The sequence below is a fragment of the Desulfomonile tiedjei DSM 6799 genome (assembly GCF_000266945.1).
Lineage (GTDB): Bacteria > Desulfobacterota > Desulfomonilia > Desulfomonilales > Desulfomonilaceae > Desulfomonile > Desulfomonile tiedjei.
Genome location: NC_018025.1, coordinates 1,105,987 through 1,126,481 on the forward strand (window position 1 = coordinate 1,105,987; position 20,495 = coordinate 1,126,481).

The 20,495-nt window shown below is 49.6% G+C and carries 15 protein-coding genes; 11 read left to right on the forward strand and 4 right to left on the reverse strand.

Features of this window, described 5'->3' with window-relative positions; translation table 11 throughout:
* Nucleotides 1–14: 14 nt before the first annotated feature.
* Nucleotides 15–911: a hypothetical protein gene (locus DESTI_RS04690; protein ID WP_014808812.1), complete on the reverse strand. Its 897-nt coding sequence runs from the start codon at nt 909–911 to the stop codon at nt 15–17.
* A gap of 1 nt (nt 912) precedes the next feature.
* Nucleotides 913–2,607 carry a GumC domain-containing protein gene (locus DESTI_RS04695; protein WP_014808813.1) on the reverse strand — a complete coding sequence of 565 codons (1,695 nt, stop codon included), beginning with the start codon at nt 2,605–2,607 and terminating at the stop codon, nt 913–915.
* Nucleotides 2,608–2,849: 242 nt separating this feature from the next.
* Here DESTI_RS04695 and DESTI_RS04700 point away from each other — a divergent pair, with 242 nt between their 5' ends.
* The 10 genes from DESTI_RS04700 (at nt 2,850) to DESTI_RS04745 (ending at nt 16,298) form a co-directional block, all read left to right on the forward strand.
* On the forward strand, nt 2,850–3,506 hold the full coding sequence (locus DESTI_RS04700) for a P-loop NTPase family protein (protein ID WP_041285965.1): 657 nt from the start codon (nt 2,850–2,852) through the stop codon (nt 3,504–3,506).
* Nucleotides 3,507–3,843: 337 nt separating this feature from the next.
* Nucleotides 3,844–5,064: a glycosyltransferase family 4 protein gene (locus tag DESTI_RS04705; protein ID WP_014808815.1), complete on the forward strand. Its 1,221-nt coding sequence runs from the start codon at nt 3,844–3,846 to the stop codon at nt 5,062–5,064.
* Between the two features lie 200 nt (nt 5,065–5,264).
* Nucleotides 5,265–6,542: a glycosyltransferase gene (locus tag DESTI_RS04710; RefSeq protein ID WP_014808816.1), complete on the forward strand. Its 1,278-nt coding sequence runs from the start codon at nt 5,265–5,267 to the stop codon at nt 6,540–6,542.
* 52 nt (nt 6,543–6,594) lie between these two features.
* Complete coding sequence (locus DESTI_RS04715) at nt 6,595–7,980, forward strand: phenylacetate--CoA ligase family protein (protein WP_014808817.1); 1,386 nt, start codon at nt 6,595–6,597, stop codon at nt 7,978–7,980.
* Nucleotides 7,977–9,116: a glycosyltransferase family 4 protein gene (locus tag DESTI_RS04720; RefSeq protein WP_014808818.1), complete on the forward strand. Its 1,140-nt coding sequence runs from the start codon at nt 7,977–7,979 to the stop codon at nt 9,114–9,116. Before DESTI_RS04715 ends, DESTI_RS04720 begins: the two co-directional genes overlap by 4 nt.
* A gap of 73 nt (nt 9,117–9,189) precedes the next feature.
* Nucleotides 9,190–10,587 (forward strand): sugar transferase, encoded by a 1,398-nt coding sequence (locus tag DESTI_RS28450; RefSeq protein ID WP_014808819.1) that lies wholly within the window; start codon nt 9,190–9,192, stop codon nt 10,585–10,587.
* 309 nt (nt 10,588–10,896) lie between these two features.
* Nucleotides 10,897–12,372, forward strand: coding sequence for an O-antigen ligase family protein (locus DESTI_RS04730; RefSeq protein WP_014808820.1), 1,476 nt, complete (start codon nt 10,897–10,899; stop codon nt 12,370–12,372).
* 176 nt (nt 12,373–12,548) lie between these two features.
* Nucleotides 12,549–14,357 carry a right-handed parallel beta-helix repeat-containing protein gene (locus DESTI_RS04735; RefSeq protein WP_014808821.1) on the forward strand — a complete coding sequence of 603 codons (1,809 nt, stop codon included), beginning with the start codon at nt 12,549–12,551 and terminating at the stop codon, nt 14,355–14,357.
* An 80-nt stretch (nt 14,358–14,437) separates the two neighbouring features.
* Nucleotides 14,438–15,925, forward strand: coding sequence for a GumC family protein (locus DESTI_RS04740; RefSeq protein ID WP_014808822.1), 1,488 nt, complete (start codon nt 14,438–14,440; stop codon nt 15,923–15,925).
* 4 nt (nt 15,926–15,929) lie between these two features.
* Entirely contained in the window at nt 15,930–16,298 is a 369-nt protein-coding gene (locus tag DESTI_RS04745) for a hypothetical protein (RefSeq protein WP_014808823.1), read from the forward strand.
* A gap of 89 nt (nt 16,299–16,387) precedes the next feature.
* Here DESTI_RS04745 and DESTI_RS04750 read toward each other — a convergent pair whose 3' ends face one another.
* The gene (locus tag DESTI_RS04750; RefSeq protein WP_014808824.1) at nt 16,388–17,824 is read right to left on the reverse strand and encodes a flippase; all 1,437 of its coding nucleotides are present in this window, start codon (nt 17,822–17,824) and stop codon (nt 16,388–16,390) included.
* A 195-nt stretch (nt 17,825–18,019) separates the two neighbouring features.
* Nucleotides 18,020–18,568, reverse strand: a complete 549-nt coding sequence (locus DESTI_RS04755; RefSeq protein ID WP_014808825.1) for a hypothetical protein — start codon at nt 18,566–18,568, stop codon at nt 18,020–18,022.
* 755 nt (nt 18,569–19,323) lie between these two features.
* Here DESTI_RS04755 and wecB point away from each other — a divergent pair.
* A complete protein-coding gene (gene wecB / locus DESTI_RS04760; RefSeq protein ID WP_014808827.1) occupies nt 19,324–20,457 on the forward strand; it encodes a non-hydrolyzing UDP-N-acetylglucosamine 2-epimerase in 1,134 nt (377 codons plus the stop codon).
* Nucleotides 20,458–20,495 lie beyond the last annotated feature (38 nt).

Genomic DNA, 20,495 nt, shown 5'->3' on the forward strand with positions numbered 1-20,495 from the left:
CAGAGAAACGGTTCTCAAAATAATCCTTCCACGGAAATGATGATTCCATCCCTCTTGAGTTCGAAAGATCTGCCTACAGACAGTTCCTGGTTATGAAAGTAACTTTCATAGTGGTATCCAGCCTTCGCTTCGAGAGTTCCGAGACCGCCTATTCTCACGCCCAGCGCTGCACCTGCAGAAAAATCTACATAGCTCAAGAAATTGGGGGTCATGCCCCATGTCATGCGTCCGAATCCACCGAGATTCAGGCTGTAGCCGGCCGGGCCGAACGCGAAAGAGTTTCTCGTTTGAAAGTGCGCTCCCAAACAGGGGACCAGCTCATTGATGGCAAGGGTATCTTCATAGGCCGACGAAGCGTTTCCCATTCTTACTCTCAGTTCCAAATACTTGAGATCGCCGTGTAATCCTCCGAATAACCGGGGACCGATCAGAAAATCCAGATCGTAACCTGCACCAAATGAAGCTGTTCTGAACTCAGAGAAGATGGATGAGCCTGCCGGGTACGTCACAGTGCGAGTCTGCAATGTTCTCGTGAGCAACTGGCCGCCCTTGTATACTTCGGGAAAATTTCCGTACGCCCGTACCAGGTGATGCTCCAGAGGTCGCATGGACAGGAGAATACCGAATGTGGTGTTATTCACGGGCAACCCCAAATCGTATCTGAGATCGTTGAGAGTTCCGATTCCCGTTGTCTCCTGATCGAATCCTATTCTGCCGTCCAAGCGGGTGAAAATAGCCTGAAAGCCTATGGTGCTGAATGGATTGTACTCCAGTGGATCTGCTTGAGCAGAACTGCCCGGCGTCAGGATCGACAGCAACAGAGAGAATCCGAACACCCCGAAAAGAGTTTTCACGCCGGTAAAGAGGTTGCGGAGGCTGGGGATTGCACGTATCCGGTTGATCGCGCTCATATTACTCTGCTCCCGGGGTAGCCGGACCGGCACCCGACCCGGTGACAAGCGCCACATTCTTGATGCAACGCCCGTTTTGGGGTGCAGGATCACGTTTTCCGTAGAGTAAATCCAATAATGTATCGACTGTCGCATTCAATGCTCGAATCAAACCCCTCCCATCGGGATTTTGCTTGGGCGGCACGGATGTTTGCCGGACGTTTTCGGCGAAGTCTTCTTTCGACATGGCAGTTGGAGAGGAGTTACAGTATTGGGACAGATCAGGCATGCACTTCGGAGTGCGCTCGAACAGATTGCCGAGTGAGAATCCCGAGACTTCAGAGCAAACACGATTCACCCGAGTGGAAAGGATCATTCTTACATCATGCCACTCGGGCAGGATTGCTTTTTTGACTTTTGTAGGTCCTTCCCTGAAAACCTGGGTACCATCCTGCATGGCAAAGAGAAAGCGCGGGTCTCGGTTTACCCGAGAATGTCGCTTCTGTGTCGAATCTTCTTCTCTGCTTCTAACCGGTTCACCTTTCTGCTCCAAGTCGTGTCTTTGGGCTATGAGTTCCAGCCGACCGCGTTTAAGGAAATGTAAATGAGCTTCAATGTATTCGCGCATGGCCGATTTGATGCCCTTGATCTCCTGATCTACGGCCATGACTTCACGACTTTTCGGAGTGAACCGCACCAGCAGAGATTTCTTGCTGATTTCCAGTTCAACGATCTTCTCCTGAAACTTCGCGAGAGCAGGAATGCCTGTTAGATCGTTACCGGAAACAAAGCCGCTGAATACTCCTCGGCCGGAATCGATGAGCGTCAATGCAAGGGCGCAATTCCGTTCCTGACGTTCCAGCGCTTCCAGTCGCTCCATAAGCATCTGAATTTCTTTGTTCGGAACTGCGACGCTTTCTTCCGAGCTTCTTGGTTCGGCCAATTCTTTTGACTCGGCCTCGATCTCTCGCCTATAGTCCGCGTATTGGGTCACGTATGTGTCAAGCAACTGCTTTACGGCTTCAGGGTCTTTTCCCTTCAGCGTCAATTTTACCGATGCTCGCGGGCCGAAAGTCTCCTGTGTGATGGAAAGATTCTTGTTGAACCAGGATGCGTACGATCCATCCTCTTTCACAGGAAAAGTGGCCGGAATATTCCAGACCTGGGGTTTTGGGACGGGGGCGGCGGAATTGTCCTGAACAGCCGCATGCTCTCTTTCTGCGCCCGATCCGTCTTGACGAGTATCATTTGCGGAAAACCCGAGGATTTCCGGAGAATGGAGCACAAATAACTCTTTTGTGACCTGCGCCTCCAGATTGTCCTTGGTCTGAGAGGATACATAAGTGAGCCTCGTCTCGGCATAATAGACCTCAGGAACTTCCCTCCATACGAGCAAAGCTCCTACAGCAAATCCGACGATCAATACCAAAGTCGCCGATAATGCGAATATTTTCCTTTTGTGTCGAGACTTGGTGTGGTTACTTGATATAGATTCTCCAAAATCTTCAGGTTGAATTGTCATATCCCTATGTCGCAATAATTCAGGACCTACAGGGCCGGACAGCAAGTTTTCGGAATTTCCTGAGGGACTGGTGCCGACGTGCGGGTCGTCCTGAGGCTCGATCAATCCGGCTCGGATGCTGTCTTTTATGCGAAGGTCGCCATTGACACCTTGATTGGCGTGACCGGCTCCTTCGATAGTGCGCTTAACGGTCACCGAACACCTCTTTGAATCGAAATCCGGAAATGGTAGCTCTGAAACTCATTCTATCAAATTTAGGTTGTGATTGTCAATTATTAGGATAAATATTTAAACTAAAATATAGCTTTTGGTTGAATTCACGCAGATTGGAACCGCGAAGCAACAAATCTGCATATTCCCTACGGTCTTCCTTGACTTTCCGGGGATATCGATTTAAGAGTGATATTGCTTCATAATTACTGAGGAAACTCATGCGCATGATTGAACAGATTGCGGCATCGTTTACCGAAGAACTCTATCGCCTGGAAAGTTCTCTGTTCCGGAAAGATTCCGAGCAGAGTACTGCAGTGCAGTTCACTTCTTCTCATTTTGGGGAAGGGGTCACGAGCATGACTCTTGGGCTCGCGATCTCTATGAGTTCTCTTCACAGCCCCCAAAGCATAGTGGCGGTCGAGGCAAACATGCGGAAGCCGTCATTTCAGGAATATCTCGAAATCGTTCCTCCGCATTCCATATTTGAGGTCTTCGAAGAAAATCTGCCTCTGGATCAGGCGCTTTACGAAGTGCCGAAGTTTGGATTTCGAGTGCTCACTGCCGGTCAAGTCCGTGAGGGTGACAAGAAGATCGACTATGGTCTCAGTTTGCAGCACTTCAGAGATGTCCTGCGGAAACTCCGGCAGGAATATCGTTACATCCTTCTTGACACTCCTCCTGCAGTGCCTTTCATGGATGCAAGTATCATCTGTAAAGAGGTAGATGGTGTGGTTGTTGTCGTTGAAGCGGACCTCACACGATATGAAGTGGTGAGCCACACACTCGAAAAGCTGCGCACGAGTAATAGAGAGGCTTTGACGGGGACAATTCTGAATAAGAGGGAGCTTCGCATTCCCAAGCTTCTCTATCGTTTTCTCTAGAAACTTGGTTCCGTAGATTTCCTCCGAGAAGAGGAATCGTCGTTTTGTCGATAGCAATGTTCGTGGAGGTGTGCTGGAAGAGGCTTTATACTAATTTGCATTCAAAATCCCCCCATTCCTCTCTTTAATAAAGGGGGGTAGAGGAGATTTTCGTTTAACTTTGAACGCAAACTGGTATTAACTGTGGAGTGTCTCTCCACGGATTTCCAGAAGATTCCAATCAGGTCAAAAACAAATTTTTCTGATCGCTCCTGCTCGGTTGTACGACAACTGCCGGAGTCTCTATGAGAACAAGAAAGGTTGGGGTGTGTCCTCTCGGTCGTATTTGCGTATATGCATGGTCACTCATAGTGTCTATTTACGGGACAGCCGCATTCGCCGCTACTCTGATTATCTCGCGGAAGAAGGGCATCACGTTGACGTCATCTGCTTGGCCTCAGAAGACGGTGCCTGTCAATCGTCATCTGAACGGATAACCGTTTATCCGCTACCCGTGACCCGTATGCGTCGAGAACGTTTAGGACTTATTGCTGATTGGTTTTTTGTAGCGGTTTCCATGTTTTTCAAGCTTTCCTTCCTGGATCTCAGAAAACGGTACGATCTTGTTCACATTCACAATATGCCCGATTTTCTTGTATTCTGCGGCCTCATTCCTCGTCTGCGCGGCTGCCCGGTCATACTGAACGTGCACGATCCGGTCCCTGAACTTGCCCGCTCCAAACTGGGGTTATCCGAATACCACCCTATTATACGAAGTCTGTTATTCCTGGAACGAATATCCATTGCGTTCTCGTCGCATGTTATAACTGCCACACCCGAGTTTCGGAATATTCTCATCCATCGAGGCGTCCATCCTGAAAAAATAACGGTGATCTCCAATGCAGCGAATCCTCTTTTCTTTCAAGCATTGGATAAATCGAAGAAGCTTCCGACGAACAACGGGAGATTTGTTCTTCTCTATGTCGGTACCGTAGCAGCTCGGTACGGCCTGGATGTCTGCATAAGGGCTCTCCCTTATTTGAAGGAGCACATACCGCAAATTCTGCTGAGAATTGTACCTAAGATAAGAAAAGAGGGTCAAGCTCTGGAGGATTGCCTGAATCTGGCAGCAAAACTGGGTGTCCGTGACCTTGTGGAAACAACAGATCCGATACCCCTGGAAGAGATGCCGCGCATCATGAACGAGGCTGATATCGGAATGTATCCGGCGTACTCCGATTGCCACATGGACATAGCTCTGTCTTTAAAAATTCCTGAAATGGCCGCAATCGGACTCCCTATTGTTGCCACTCGATTGCCGGTTCTGGTTGAGCTTTTCGGAGATGATGCGATTGCGTTCATTCCACCAGATGACCCCCAGGCACTGGCTCGGAAGGTTCTCGATCTTTATCGTGATCCGGAATACGCCGAACAATTGGCGGAACACGCTGCAAAGAAATCGGCAGCCCTGTCGTGGACGGAGCAGCGAATTGTATATCGGAGCGTCCTGGAGTCATTGCTCGGGTATTCCATTACATCAGGAAGCATTTCAGCGGCGCTACCGGACGTTTCCGACTAGACTGGTTCCCCATTTGTCTTATACGGACTTGCAGTCAAGGTAGTTCTCTTTGAGGCGATATCACGGACCTCCAGGGAGGTCCGTGGCACCCAAAATTAACATCGGGCCCCAATACAGGGGTGCCACTGACCTGCGGAGCCAGGTCAGTGCAGTTAGCATCTTGAATGCAGAAAGGCATTTATTGTCGAAAGCTGACATTTATGCGAGTACTTCATATTCTGCACAGATCTGTTCCCGGCACTCACGGCTACGCAATACGAAGCCTGGAGATCGTGCGTAACCAATTGGCGAAAGGCATTGAACCTCTTGTGGTGACTTCACCTTCACAAGCACCTTCAGGATCGTTGGATGCCGAACAGAGCGAGATGATTGAAGGCGTTCGATACTTCCGTACATGCGGAACGTTGTTAAAGCCTTCCATGGAAGTAGAAGACAAAAACCCGCTGAGATCGATGTTGCGAATTGTCCAAAACGCTGCCTTGTTGACACGCACGTGGTACCTCGCTCGCCATTATCGACCCCAGATTATTCATGCCCATTCTCCTTTCACGTGCGGGCTCGCTGGAAATACTGTCGGAAAACTGCTTGGAATCCGAACCGTGTACGAAATGCGAGGCATATGGGAAGACTCTCATGTGGGGCGTTACAACTGGAATGAAGAGTCCATTCGGTACCGGGGCGTACGAATGCTGGAAAATATCGCGCTCCGAACTGCAGACTGCTGCTGTGTGATTTGCGATGCCCTCGCCGAAGAAGTCGCCTCTCGAGGTGTTGCACCTGACAAAATCAATGTGGTGCCGAATGGAGTCGATCTCACAAAGTTCACGCCGGGGCCTCCCGATGAAATGCTTAAGAAAAAATGGGGATTAGCGGGAAAAATCATCATGGGGTATATCGGGTCATTCTTCAGGTACGAAGGCCTGGATGTGCTCATGAAGGCAACGATCCTGCTGGCTGATGGATATCCCAACCTGAGACTACTCCTTGTGGGTGACGGAGAAGAAACGAGTCTGCTCAAAGAAATGGCTGCGAATGCAGGTATCTCAGACCGGGTCGTCTTTACGGGTCGAGTAAAACATAACGAGGTCTCGAGATTTTATAAGCTCTTCGATTTCCTGGTATTGCCTCGGAAAGAAACACGAGAGACCCGGCTTGTGACCCCTCTTAAACCCATGGAAATCATGGCCATGGAAAAACCCCTGATCGCAAGTAATATCGGTGGGCACAGGGAAATCGTTTCAGAGGGAATCAATGGAATCCTGTTCGCACCCGAAGACCCCTCTGACTTGGCCGCCAAATGCCGCCAACTTATCGACGATGAACAGTTCAGATACGAACTGGGCCGCAAAGGACAAGTATGGGTAGAAAAAAATCGGAACTGGAACACACTTATCGAACGCTACTCGACCCTGTACGAAAACTTATGCCACTGTGCATTTAAGGAAGAAAGATCTGGGAAACACTTCTTACAATTGTGAAGAAGGTTCCCGGATATTACTGCCTTGAAGCTAACCAGTATAAGAGTCCATCGTGAGAGGTTATTTAAAAAGTCTCTTCAGAAACGCTCCGGCTCCGGTGGTGGAATGGGCGCAAATTGCATACCATTTCTTACCGGCACGCTGGCGGTACGGACGTTCATTCACAAATGCCGTGAGACTGCTTTCCGAAAGCGAACATTGGGCAGAGCGGGATTTCATTGCATACCAGGAACGCCTCCTGGAACCGCTGTTGAAGCATTGTTATGAAAATGTTCCTTATTACCGATCAGTCTTTCAAGAGCGAGGAATCAGCCCTCGTGACATTCAGGGTATTAGCGATCTGGACAAGCTCCCTTACTTGACTAAGGAGACCGTACGCAAAAAGCAAAAGGGACTGCTGGCCGAAAATATATCTTTCCTCGACATGGAAGAGGCACACACGAGCGGCTCCAGCGGAACTCCCCTCACCTTTTACATGGATAGAAATACCAGGCCGGTGGATCGAGCGCTGGCACTGCGCAAACTTTTGTGGCTCGGGTACAAACCCGGAGACCGAATAGCCTTTTTCAAAGGAATGCCATTGGCAAATCCCGCCAAATTCATTCGGTATTTCCCCGGAGCTCGCGAGCTGCGTATTTCTTTCCACAATTCGGACGATAAGCGGCTCAACGATATGCTTGATGCCATGCAGTATTACCGACCTGATTTCATAGATGCCTGGCCCTCGTGCCTGTACATTCTGGCTCAATGGATCGCCAAAACGGGACGCTCGATCGCCCCTCCACGGTATATTCTCACTGCCTCTGAAAATTTGTACCCGCATATACGGGAAAAGATCGAGAAGACCTTTCATGCTCCGGTAATAGATTGGTACGGTCAGGAGGAATCGGTGGCAATTGCCATGCAATGTTCGCAGGCCAAGGGTTATCACATCCAACCTGAAATGGGTGTTTTTGAACTGATTCCGACGGATAAGCCGGGCTTGAGCGAAATCGTTGGGACCTGTCTTCACAACATCGCCATGCCGTTTCTGAGATATCGAACCGGCGACCTGGCAGTCAAAGGCGATGTTCAGAGCTGCCCGTGCGGAAGGAAACATCCTCTCCTGGAAAAAGTTATGGGCAGAGAAGCCGATTTCGTACTCACACCGGAACGCAACCTCGTATCGCCTCTCATCCTGGACTTTGCCTTTATTCAGCTTGATGAAATTAGAGAAGCGCAAATTATCCAAGAGGATATAAAGACGCTGAGAGTTCGCGTTGTTCCCTGGGAAACGCTGTCTGAATCGACTCGAGCGACACTCCTGAGAGAAATCAGAGAAAGACTGGAATCCCCGACTATGAATATAATCCTGGACGAAACTGATGACATACCCAGGACTGAGGGAGGCAAAAGACCTTTTATCATATCCAAATTGCGGACGGAAGATTACCTTTGAGCAATGATAACCGCACACGAATCTTGATGGTGGGACCGGTACCGCCGCCCACCGGAGGAATAGCCTCCCTTATGGAGGACATTATTCATTCCGACCTTTCCAAAGATTATCAATTCGAGGTATTCGAGCGCTCTGCAGGTTTTCCTCCTGGTTGCGAAGGATTCTGGAAAAGAAACGTATTTCGGTTCAGACGCTTTCTGGATTTTTACAGGAAAGTCTCTCGCGGCCGATACGCACTTATCCACATACATTCAGCAGACCCGGCCTTTCTCGGCACTGCGATCATGATGCTTCTGGCACGGGCGGCTGGAGCAAAAATTCTGCTGCACATGCAGGGGACGGACTGGGATTGGTTTTATCCGGATGCCCCTCTTTTTCGGAAATTGTACACCCGTCTGGGGCTTTTTTTGCCTCATACGATTCTTGTGCTGTATCGATTGTGGCTCGATAACTTAAAAGCGCTTGGTACTCATGCTGACGTGTTGATTCTGAGAAATTTGATTCACAAAGCAGACAGTCCCCACCGTGAGCGTGTCGAACAGACCCGTGACAAGCTGAATCTCTCACCGGACGATTTTGTAGTCGTGACGGTTGGTACGGTCGGGTGGAGGAAGGGGACCTTCGACATTCTCAAAGCTGTTCCACTGGTTACATCTGCGGAGCCTTCCACAAAATTTATCTTTGTGGGCGGAGAAGAAAAATCGGGAGAATGGAACCAGCTCATGGAGATTGTCAACCGTGAAAAACTGGGACCGTGGGTTCGATTCCTCGGAGAAGTAGACAGAGAGCAAGTGCCGGTTTTTCTTGCTTTAGGCAATGCCTTTTTGTTACCTTCGTACCACGAGGGTATGCCCGTGGCGATACTCGAGGCCATGCGATCGGGGCTTGCAGTCATATCTACACGGGTAAATGCAATCCCGGACGTTATAGAAACGGACGTTTCGGGAATTCTGATTAACCCGGGAGCACCGCAGGAAATAGCCGATGCAATCGTTCGGCTAAAGCGAAATCCGGATCTTTGTTTGAGACTTGCCGAAACCGCAAAGCACTCCTTTCACGAAAGGTTTGAATTTTCGCAAGGAATAGACGCCCTCCGTTCAATTTATTCGAGCATTATTTTATCGGCGGACCGTTAACCGAAACGGGGGGTTCGGCCAATGTTTTCACGTGTAATGGAATTCATTAGAGAGACTGTGTGCGATAACAGGCATGTATAAGCAGTATCAGAAGTACAGACTCCTGCTCATGCTTTTGGACGTCATTTTTACCGTGCTGGTTCTGGAGGCGACCGAGACACTCAGACCGTTTCTGCCGGGCCGTTTTATTGCGGTTGGTGAAGGTCTGCCTCATTCCATTGTGTACGTCATGGTGGCTGTTCTATGGCACGGGGTGTTCGCTGTAACCGGAGTGTACGAACTGAGAATCATACCGAATCCGATGCTCCAACTCCAGCGGATGACTTTTTCCTATGTGCTGGCAGTGCTTCTCTTTACCGGGGTCCTCTTTTTTACGTTCAGAGAGATGTCCCGATTCTTGGTTATTTATTTTGCCATAGCCAACTATTTTGCCCTTGTGCTGGTTCGTCTTTTGATCACGGACTACGCGCGGAAATACTGCAATGGTGCCAGGGCGGGGAGAACACTCGTTGTGGGGGCATCAGAAAACGGAATCTCGTTTGCCAACACTCTCATGGAAGATACTGCCCCTGGAAGAATTCTGGGCTTTGTCGATGACGAGCCTCCTACAGTGCAGCCCTTGCCTGCACCGTTTCTCGGGGGAACTGAACTTCTGACTTCCCTGATCAAAGAACAGGAAATCGATATTGTAGTAATCGCTCTTCCCGAGGACCGATTTGGGGAGGTGGAATCGATAATCCATCAGGTGGAAAGCTTGCCTGTTCGTGTTTACGTGGTTCCTGACACCACTCGTCTGACTCTCGTTTCGTCCGAAGTGGAACTGTTGGGAAATCTCCTGCTGATAGGTATCAGGGAACCGGTTATAAAAGGCCATAGACGTTTCGCCAAAAGAGTGCTGGACCTCACCGTGAGTGTGGTAGTCTTGATTGTCGCATGGCCGCTTTTGTTCCTGATTGGCGTGGGGATCAGAATCGATTCTCCGGGACCCATAGTGTACCGGGCCAGGAGAGTCGGAGAAAACGGGCGATTATTTGATATGTATAAATTCAGGACCATGATAGTGGGAGCCGACAAGCTCCAGGACCAGGTCACGCAAATTGATGATCAGGGCAGGACCATATTCAAGATTAAAGGCGATCCTCGTGTGACCCGTCTGGGGAAGTGGTTGCGCCGCACTTCTCTTGACGAGTTGCCGCAGGTATTCAATGTGCTCAAAGGCGAGATGTCTCTTGTGGGCCCCAGACCGGAGCAGCCAAATATCACCCAAACCTACGATCACTGGCAATGGCAGAGGCTTTCCGTTCCGCCCGGTATAACCGGATTCTGGCAAGTTTCGGGCCGGAGCGATTTACCTATGCATCTCAACACACAGTACGATTTGTATTATGTGAGAAATTATTCCACTATCCTGGATCTCAAGATCCTTTTGAAGACAGTAGGAGTAGTTCTGAAGGGAAAAGGCGCTTACTGAGACAGTTTCGTCGTGAAACTTTTATGTCAAAATTCATGAATATACATGAAATCGTGCCACGATTAAATATCTTTGTAGGGGCGGGCCTTGTGCCTGCCCTGACTTTGGGCGGACACTAGGCCCGCCCCTACAATCAGGCCGGTAGGACCATGAGAAATTCGTGCCACCATCAAGGATCAATTTTGGCTTTTAAAACAGCCTCGGGACGTCGGTCCTCACTAATATCTTGTATTCGAGCATGGGATAAACGTCAGAATTTTCGGCAATCGCTCTAATCCTCGCCGTATGCGACTTGGAGACAGAAAAAACATGGAACCGAAAACTAAATCTCTCAATCATTGTTCGGTTCAAATCGCCCTTTCTCTCGTGCTGCTAGCGGTAGGTTTTTTCTATGTCACTGCTCTTTCAATGAGCAACAAGTTGCTAATAGTTCTCCACGGCGCCAGCATTCTTCTTCTGGGACTGGCAATCTTCATCAGACAGCTCAGGTCATTTTTGATAGCAGTTCTGATATTGTGCATTCCGCTGCAATTGGACGTACATCTTATCTACGACCCCTTGAAAGACATCGAGAGCACGCCGTTTATGGCGGGCATTACCGTGGATATTACCGATCTGGTCTTGCTCTTTCTCTATGCCCACTGGTTCGCTGTAGTTTCTTTCAGGAAGCGTTCCGCTGGGATCGGTCTGGGCAGACCTTTCGGAACTCTTCTCCTGCTCTGGATAGCTTACTTGTTCGCAGCGAGCATTCTTACCGCGACACACTTTCGATACAGCGTATATGAAGTCGTCGCGCTACTAAAAGGATTCATGATCTTTCTGTACCTGGTAAACAATACCGGCGAGGAAGCCGATCTCAAGCTCATCGTCTATGCCCTGTTCGGAGCGACGGTTCTCCATGCTTTCTATGTAATTGGCCAATTCATCACCGGTTGGAACTATACGCTTGACGGTACCTTTCAACAGTACGTGGGTCCCGAGGGTTTTCGTTCCATCGGCTTCTTCGGAAGTCCGGACGCCACTGCCACCATGATGTCTTTTGTCTTGCCGATCGTCATTGCATACTTTGCCGTGTTGGCCGGTAAACGTGGGCGTCTGCTCGCGCTCTCGGGCATTCTCGTCATCCTGATGGCAATTGCATGCACAAAGGTCAGAGCGGCCGGATTCGCCGTGCTGGTATCATCACTGATTGTACTGCTCTTGAGCTATGCGAAAGGCCGAATCTCTTCGACATTATTCCTGAAGGTTGTTGTTGCCGGTCTGGTGGCGCTCATCTTCACAGGTCCCCTTGTAGTGAAAAGATTCGAGGCCGGCACATGGGGAGAGGATCGCGCCCCTCTCATGATGACTGCGGTAGATATGGCGAAAGACCATTGGCTGTTTGGAGTCGGAGCGAACAATTATCCTTTGCGCATCTCTGAATATGTCCCACCGAAACTGAGGAGCGCATGGGCTTACACTGTGCATAACGAGTACCTTCTGCGCCTTGCAGAGAATGGCCTGGTGGGATTTCTCATGTATTACCTGCTTAATTTCGTGTTGCTGTTAAAGCTCTGGCGACTGACGTCATCGAGAGATCCTTTAATCTTTGTGGTATCGGTCGGATTATTCGCCGCGATGTTGGGCTCCATACCTCACCGCCTGGTATCCTACTTTTATTACCTGAACTTCTATCTTCAGTACTGCGTTATCCTAGCCGTTACCGTTCTGATGGAAAAGCTCCAGCGGCAACGACAAAGCAAAACCCTTGGAAACGAAAGCAGCGGACGGGTAGCGCTGAATTGAGGAGAGTGTTGGAAGCATGCAAAGCGGGAATAAAAGCTCCCTTAAAGCGTGGAATTCAGCGGTGCAGCTTTGGTTTCCGATTTCTTCGTCCCGAAGGGACGGAAGAAAATAGCCCGGCGATTCATCGCCGGGAAAACCGATTTAACAGATCTCATCGTCCCGGAGGGACCATTGATATGGCCAAGCTCCCTTATCGTCAATCAGCCGTCCCTGCAGGACTCAGGAATTCTTGTGATTTCCAGTCAACCGGCGAAGAATCGCCGGCCTATTATCAGCTGTTTCTCTGGAACAAATGTCAAAACGAAACTAAGTTGACGCATGTAGGGATAAGCCAAGTAGCGGCCCTCTTTTTTGTGCTTTGTGTCCAGCATATCGTTTTATCAGGATTCCTGTATGCGGCCGTGTATCATGTGGACGCAATGAAAGGCAGTCCGCAAGGTTCCGGAACGGAAGCGGATCCTTTTCTCACGATTCAACAGGCGTCCCTGGTTCTTCAGCCGGGAGACACGGCACTGATTCGCGAAGGCATCTATCACGAGCAGATCATGGGGGGTAATTCGGGTACACCGGATGCTCCCGTGATTTATGAAGGTGTGGATCGCGACAAGGTGATTCTCCAGGGGAGTGTACGAGTCAAGGACTGGGTCCGTCAAGGCGATGTATGGATGAAGAATGGCCTGCATCCCGTCACTCACCAGAATGCTTTCGTTATGGTGGATGAAAAACGCATGCTCAGGAAAGTGGATGCTCCCGAGCAAATAACTACCGGCACCTTTTATCTTCTGGAAAACGGAACCTACATTATCAAGCTGTGGGACGATGCAGACCCGAACAGGGATCACAACGTCGAAGTGTACGAATACGATTTAGCCTTTAATTCCGGAGATCGATGGAACGGCACAGCGAAAAAATGGATTGTCGTCCGCAACATGACTCTGGAAAAATACGGAGTAAATGCTATATCTACCGACACTGACCATCCGGCGGACAATGCTCACTGGGAACTCGATCGGCTGACCGTTCGATACAACCGGGCAGAAGGGGTCTTTCATTGTTTGGACGACTGGTACATTCATGATTGTGAATTTGTCAGAAACGGTGTACACGGATGCCAGATAAACGGTGCCCGGGTGAAATTCATCAATAACTATTGTGCAGAAAACGAGTGGTTCGGAGTTTCCGGTGACGGCGGCTGTGGAGTCCTTATAGGACCGGACGCATCTGCCTATTCCTGCGAAATCCGAGACAACGTCTTCAAAGCGAACGGCGATCCGCGCGGGTATGGATGTGGAATCTATCTGGAGGGCCGATCCCGGAACAATCTTGTGGAAAACAACCTGATTTCGGGAGGAACAGTTGCGGGAATAAGCTTCTTCGGATCGTCATGGAATACTGTAATCAACAACGTGCTTGTGGATATTGCTCCAGACAACGATTGGGATATGGCGGCTGCTTTCGTACTGCATCACAGCTTGGAAGGAGCGCCGACAGAACCGATTGGAAATCTGATTGCCCATAACACGGTGTGGGGATGTCCCGGACCTCTTTTCGCGGAGAAGTCCGAAGGATCGGCTTCTTCGAGAGATCGAAATCGCTTTGTCAACAATGTAGTCGTGAGGTGCAGATTCTTGACTCCGCTTCCGAAATCCGCGCAAGTTGTTCTCGAACACAACGGCTGGTATTCATGCCCGTCAACCGATACAAGCGACTTGAGAGCTCTCAAACATTTGATCAAGAGTTATCTTGCCAGTCTCCGACAGAACTCGGATCGAGCTTACACGGCTCACGGGTTGGTAGGAATAGATCCCGGACTCGAGAACCCTGCGGCCGGTAATTTCGGTCTCAGGGAAGACTCTCCGATTGTCGATGCGGGAATCGCACTGGAAATCGTGACAAAGGATAAGAACGGCACTGAACGACCGCAGGGCAAAGCTCCCGATCTCGGAGCTTATGAGTATTACCCACGGAATAAGCAAGCCCGATAACCCAAGTAGTAACCGATGAGGCCACCGGCACAGGGAAAAGCGGTGAACTCCCTCAGAAATCCTACATAAGAGAGGGCAGAATGAAACAAGATGCGACGTTCTCATTGAGGGACACATTAAACGTTTTTTATCGAAAGATTATATGGCTAAAGCTAACCGTTCTGATCCTGCCTCTTGGGGTTTTGCTCGCATGCCTTTTTATATCGCCGGTGTACGAATCGACAGCGAAAATTCTGGTGACTGCCAAGAAAGAAAGCTCATCCTTGCTTCAGCTTCCCAAGGATGCAGCTTCTTCCACGGTGCTCAATCTGAATGTGGATGAAACCGATTTGAACAGTGAAATGGAATTACTCCAAAGTATCGATCTGTGGGTACGGACCGTCAAGAAATTGGGAATGCCTGCACTCAAGAAACAGGAGAACGGCTTTATTTCCTCAGTGGTTTTCAGAGTCGAAGATTCACTGGGTGCCCTTGTCGGTGACAGCCAAGATAAGAAAGCGCAGAGTAAGAAAGAATCCGCGGAAATTCATGAAGAAGCCAGGAAACTGGCCAAAAAATTGAAAGTAGTACCTGCTCCCAAATCACGCGTGATCGATCTTTCTTTCAAGTACTCGAATCCTGAGATGGCTTACTCGATTCTATCTGCCCTGTTGGAAGAATACGTACCCTATCACCTGGAAGTCTATGCAGTTCCCGGTGCGGAAGGGTTTTTCTCGGGCCAGGGAGAGTTGTTTAAAGAAAAGTTGGATACTGCCGAAAACCAACTGACTCAGTTCAAGAGAAAATGGGGAATCTCTTCTATAGATAAACAGAAGACCGAACTGATTACACTTCTCAAACAAATGGCCGATTCGTTTGTCGAGCTCGACGCAAATCTCAGCCAATATGAAAATATGCTATCTGCGTTGAAGCAGGACAGGATGCCGACCGGTCAGCTAACCCCCACCATGCAGCGCGGGAACGAAAACACCGTCCTTAGCGTGATCGCGACTCAACTACTCAGAGCAAAACAAAAACAACTAATTGCTACCCAACACTTTTCGCCCGAGAGCAGGGACTATCGGGACGCGGAAGCCACAGTGAAGGAGATTACCGAAAAATTTCGAGAAGCGCTCCAGACGGAAATTGCGCTTCTCAAAGCAAAACGTGCAAGCCTTGAAGAAAGCCGTAAGGAGAAAGAGCTGCAACTCCAGCAATTGGATGAAAAAGGAGAGGAACTCAGGCGACTTCAGCTCGCTGCGGCAATCGCCAAAGAACGATATGTGCAATATTTGACCAAGGAAGAAGAAGCTCGAGTTGAGAATCTTAAGGGAGGCAAGAAACTCGTGAACGTGAGTGTAGTGGAAACTCCCTTTGTCCCGAAAGATCCCGTTTTTCCTAAAACCCTGCTCATGGTCGTCGGGTCCTTCTTTCTGGCTATTCCACTGGGAATCGGGTTTGTCCTGCTTGCCAACTTCTTCGACCATACGTTCGATACACCGACTGACGTGGAAAACCAGACCGGTTTGCCCGTGCTTGCATCCATTCGTCGGTTGCAGCTTCCCGATGAACCGAAGGTAAGTCAGTAAAACGATGTTCAGCTTCGTCACATCGAAAAGAAATGGGTCCTCCCGGGCCTTACGAACAGTCGGCACCAAGTCGCTCATATCTGTTGCGCTCCTCATCCTTCTGTGCGTCGCTCTGGCTTCTTACGGAACTGAATTCGATAGCGGGCCTATTGAATCGGTCTCAAACAATGTTGTCCTGGTAAGAGGAAACAAGGGGATCTACGAACTGGAGCTCATCGGACCCTGCCTGTGGTGCGAAGAAGGTCTCGAAGTGCTCATCACATTCTCCGGGATTCTCCGAGCTACACTCACGCCACACGTGAAGTCCCCGGATTCGTTCAGCCCAAGACCCGTTCATGTCCTCATTACCCGCGACGCCCGCTATGAAGAGTGATGTCAGAGTGCTTTAAAGGCAGTAAGATCCGGGAACCTCTTTGTAATTGTAAGAAAGGTTCCCGAACTCTCTTTGAATGCACATTGGTATTACTCTGCTTTTCCGGCAGAAAACACGCTGGTGATTGACTTCAGATCTTCCACTGCAATTGCCCTGAGAAGAATCGCCGCAGCGGCGTACACTATCGCAGAGACGCCTACATTAAGAAAGACGTTGAAGTCCTTCAATGCGTAGGTCACACAGCCCATAATTCCGGCGGCAATCAAAGGCCGCATGTAAACGTCTCCGAACGGAATATGAAACAACCGCTTCCTGATGTAAAGGTTTTGGAGCGAGTTAAAAACGATTATCGTTAACAGAGTGGCCAGAACCGCCCCAATCTCAGCCAGGTACGGTATGAGGATCAGATTCAAGACAAAATTCATCACAGCAGCGACTATGTTTATTGTCAAATCCACAGCCTGATTGTCTGTGGCAATGAGCACCTGTGCAAGGACAAACACCATACTGAACGGAATCAGAGAAAGAATGTGCACTTGCAGAACCGGTCCGGCTCGAACGAATTTTTCACCGAATATGATGTGGATAAAATTGCCGGACAGGATAAATGTCCCCACTGTCAAGGGCAAAACAAGCACCAGGATATATCCCAGGGATCTGGTAATCAGCCGGAGCAGTTCATCGGAGCCGTGGGCAAAAGATCTCGTGAAGAACGGAAGGAGAGCGGAGGCGAACGACACAGGCAAAGTCTTGCAGATACTCAGGAGCCGATCGGCCGCGCTGTAAATACCCACGGATTCTATGCTTTGCAGTTTTGAAAGAAGAATCTGATCGATGCTGAGATGAATAGTGGAAAAAATTGCAATGCTGGCGAAAGTTGCCGACTGTCGATAAAGCAGCCGCCATGTGTCACGATTGAAGTGCCAGATCGGTTTTCCGAATAGTTTCAAATAGAAAGAGAACAGTGCGAAGAACCCGAGCACCCGACTCGCGAGCACTGCGACAAAGAGCATGGTTATCCCGTAACCTGCGATGAGGAGCAACACAGATACGGCAACTCGTATCGCATTTTCAAACAAGAAGCAGAACGCGACGTATTCCGATTTTTCTTCTGACCTGAATATGGCCTCGAGATAGCTGACTGCCGTGGAAACGATCAGTGCCAACGAGCATACGAAAGAAGCGATGACAAGATCTCTTTCATAGCCCATGAGCATCACGAGAACATTCATGCCGAAGAGCGATATGGCTGATGAGATAGACCCGAATGCCAGCGCATTGGCAAACAATGAATGGGTTTCGTGAGGTTTTCTCGCAGCCTCTCTCACCACCAGGTCCGCGAGGCCCAATGACGCGAGTGTGGCGAAAAGTCCGAAATAGGAGAGAACCAGCGAATATGCGCCGAGTCCTTCAACCCCCATATACCGCGAGATTACGAGAATCAGAGCGAACGAAACGATCGGATTAAGCACATTGGGCACAGCCAATGCCAATGTGTTCTTCAGTATGCTGAATCCGGATGACATACGGTCGCGCGGCTGACCCCTCTCGATTAAATGTCGAAACAGTTCATCTGGAGTATCTTACATGAAGGCTCGATGCGTTTGGGAGATTTTTTCATAGGGCAAGGGAACGGTTCATTCGGCCGATTCCGCAAGGTGGTCGGACGGTCTCGCAGGAAGCCTACAAGTGTAACGATTCTCGGATATTATTTAATCGGGTCAGTTGATCGGCCTGCCCGACGGTGGTTGGATAGGACCGACATCTACACCTTCGGGAAACTTTCGCAAGGGGTCGACCTCGGGCTCGAAATCAGGCAGACGAACAGGAATATTCCCTATCTCGTACAGATCGAGCGTTCCCCCCAGCTCGCCGTTGGGTAGTTCCGGTGTGACGGGTCTTCCTCCAAGGGCAGCAATGAAAACACCTTTATAGCGATTGTCACGATCATAGTACAGGTACTGTGTGAAATGGGGAGGCCTGGTATCGCCCACCGTAGCCTGCAGAAATCCCTGATATTCGGAGTTTAACGAAAAGAGAGTCCACCGTCTCTTAAGTGGGTCCCACGGAGCGTATCCGATAATCTTATTGTTACTCTGATCGACGACCCAGAAAGAACCGGCGTAATTGGCTCTCGGGATGACGTAGAAATCCGCTCCTGCAAACACTTCTTCAGGTGTGGAATCTACCAGTGGATCGGCGAAACATTGACTCGAAACAAACAACAACATCACAAACAATAACAACGTCTTGAATTGCAAGGTCCCCATAGAACACCTTCCCTCTTGTATCGAGCTTAACAATACGTTGTAAATTGTCAATCGACTTTTGCTGCTTCAAAAGAAGAAAAGGTGTATTCTTTAGTGAGGGGGTACGGCATTGGCATCATTTTGCATTCAGAAGAGCAATATTGGAGCATTCGCGCTAACTTAGAGTGTCTTTGGTTGGTTGTTCCGGAGGAATCCCGCGAAACGCGGGAAAAACAGGCCGACGATTCATCGTCGGTTAAGGAAAAAACCAATGATTTTCGAGTTCCGGAGGGACGGCTGATACAAAATTCCCGGCAATGAAGAAACTGTCGCGGAATTCAAAAAATCGGAAAAATCGTGCTACTATGGCACGGTTTCGCGCCATCTGAATTCCCAGCTCACGTAGGATGTGATGAGCGAAGCGAATCGCATCGGTCGCGAAAGACCTCGACTGATGCGGTTCCCGCTGGTCACCGCATCCTACGCTGGCTGTAGGGGCGGACCAGAGCGTCCGCCCCAATAAGGGCAGACACATTGGTCTGCCCCTACCCGGATGGAGAATCGTGGCACGATTTCGTTGCTCCATACAGTTTTGCGACAGGCTCTGAATTACCGGGCTATTTTCTTTAGTCGCTGCGCGACAAAGAATGACAACAAAGTTAGCGCATATGGGGGTTCGCTGAATCCCGCTAAAGCAGGATTACAAGAAGTTCCTCCCCGATTCTTTTTTCTCGGTTGAAATTGCATCGAAATCAGCTTTGAGGGTATTTCAGCGCATGATCAAAGTTCTCCTGGCGTTCGGCACGCGACCTGAGGCGATCAAACTCGCTCCCTTGTACAAGGAACTGAGAAATCGAACGAACAACATACAACTTGTCTGTTGTATTACCGGGCAGCACCGGGAGCTTCTCCTTCCATTCCTTGATTTCTTCGGGATACAGGCGGATTACGACTTAAATATCTTGAAAGAAAACCAAGGGCTCGTCCACATTACTTCCGCTGTTCTCGGCGGTATGGAAAAGATCCTGTCCAAAGAAAAACCTGATATGGTAATCGTCCAGGGCGACACTTCTTCCGCGTTCGCTGCGTCTCTCGCAGCGTTTTATGCAAAGATTCCCGTCGGCCACGTCGAAGCGGGTCTCAGATCGTACGACCGTTTTCAGCCGTTTCCCGAGGAAGTCAACCGCGTCTTTATCTCTCACATGGCGGATCTGAATTTTTGCCCCACCCAAAGAGCCGCGGATAACCTCATCAAGGAGCAGGTTTCGCTCTCCAGCATCTTTATAACAGGAAACACGGTTATCGATGCATTGTATTTCACGTTGAAGCGACTTCACGACAGGGGAGAAGACAAACCGGATCTGGAGAATCTTTCTTCCGGTCGCGTCATTCTCGTGACAGCTCACAGAAGAGAGAGCTTCGGGGAGGGGCTAAGAAACCTGTCCCTTGCATTGCGGGACTTGGCCGATACCTACGATGATGTGGTAGTTGTCTATTCGGTCCACCCTAATCCGAATGTTCGTCAGGCGGTGGAAAGTATTCTCAAAGGTCACGATCGTATCAGGGTTATCCCTCCTCCGGGATACTTGAGTTTCGTGAAGCTCATGAAAGCGTCTTACCTGATTATTACGGATTCGGGCGGCATTCAGGAAGAAGCCCCATCATTGAACAAACCGGTCCTGATTGCTCGGAACGTCACCGAAAGGCCCGAAGCGGTCGAATGCGGAGCTGCACGCGTTGTGGGCACAGACAGAACCCAAATGGTACAGGAGGCGTCAAAATTGCTCAACGATCCGGCACATTACCGATTCATGACGACCGTTTCAAATCCCTTCGGAGACGGCCACGCATCGGAGAGAATTGCGGACGCTATAGAGGCATTTTTTGGGGTACATTTGAAGGACAAATGACCTTTTCCGCGAAAAGGCTTTCCTGAATCTTATTGTTG

What these genes read in the sequence shown, in the direction of transcription:
- DESTI_RS04690 (WP_014808812.1), bottom strand. Translation starts at nt 911, where the DNA reads ATGAGCGCGATCAACCGGATACGTGCAATCCCCAGCCTCCGCAACCTC.
- DESTI_RS04700 (WP_041285965.1), top strand. Translation starts at nt 2,850, where the DNA reads ATGATTGAACAGATTGCGGCATCGTTTACCGAAGAACTCTATCGCCTG.
- DESTI_RS04705 (WP_014808815.1), top strand. Translation starts at nt 3,844, where the DNA reads ATGGTCACTCATAGTGTCTATTTACGGGACAGCCGCATTCGCCGCTAC.
- DESTI_RS04710 (WP_014808816.1), top strand. Translation starts at nt 5,265, where the DNA reads ATGCGAGTACTTCATATTCTGCACAGATCTGTTCCCGGCACTCACGGC.
- DESTI_RS28450 (WP_014808819.1), top strand. Translation starts at nt 9,190, where the DNA reads ATGTATAAGCAGTATCAGAAGTACAGACTCCTGCTCATGCTTTTGGAC.
- DESTI_RS04730 (WP_014808820.1), top strand. Translation starts at nt 10,897, where the DNA reads ATGGAACCGAAAACTAAATCTCTCAATCATTGTTCGGTTCAAATCGCC.
- DESTI_RS04735 (WP_014808821.1), top strand. Translation starts at nt 12,549, where the DNA reads ATGGCCAAGCTCCCTTATCGTCAATCAGCCGTCCCTGCAGGACTCAGG.
- DESTI_RS04740 (WP_014808822.1), top strand. Translation starts at nt 14,438, where the DNA reads ATGAAACAAGATGCGACGTTCTCATTGAGGGACACATTAAACGTTTTT.
- DESTI_RS04745 (WP_014808823.1), top strand. Translation starts at nt 15,930, where the DNA reads ATGTTCAGCTTCGTCACATCGAAAAGAAATGGGTCCTCCCGGGCCTTA.
- DESTI_RS04750 (WP_014808824.1), bottom strand. Translation starts at nt 17,824, where the DNA reads ATGTCATCCGGATTCAGCATACTGAAGAACACATTGGCATTGGCTGTG.
- DESTI_RS04755 (WP_014808825.1), bottom strand. Translation starts at nt 18,568, where the DNA reads ATGGGGACCTTGCAATTCAAGACGTTGTTATTGTTTGTGATGTTGTTG.
- wecB (WP_014808827.1), top strand. Translation starts at nt 19,324, where the DNA reads ATGATCAAAGTTCTCCTGGCGTTCGGCACGCGACCTGAGGCGATCAAA.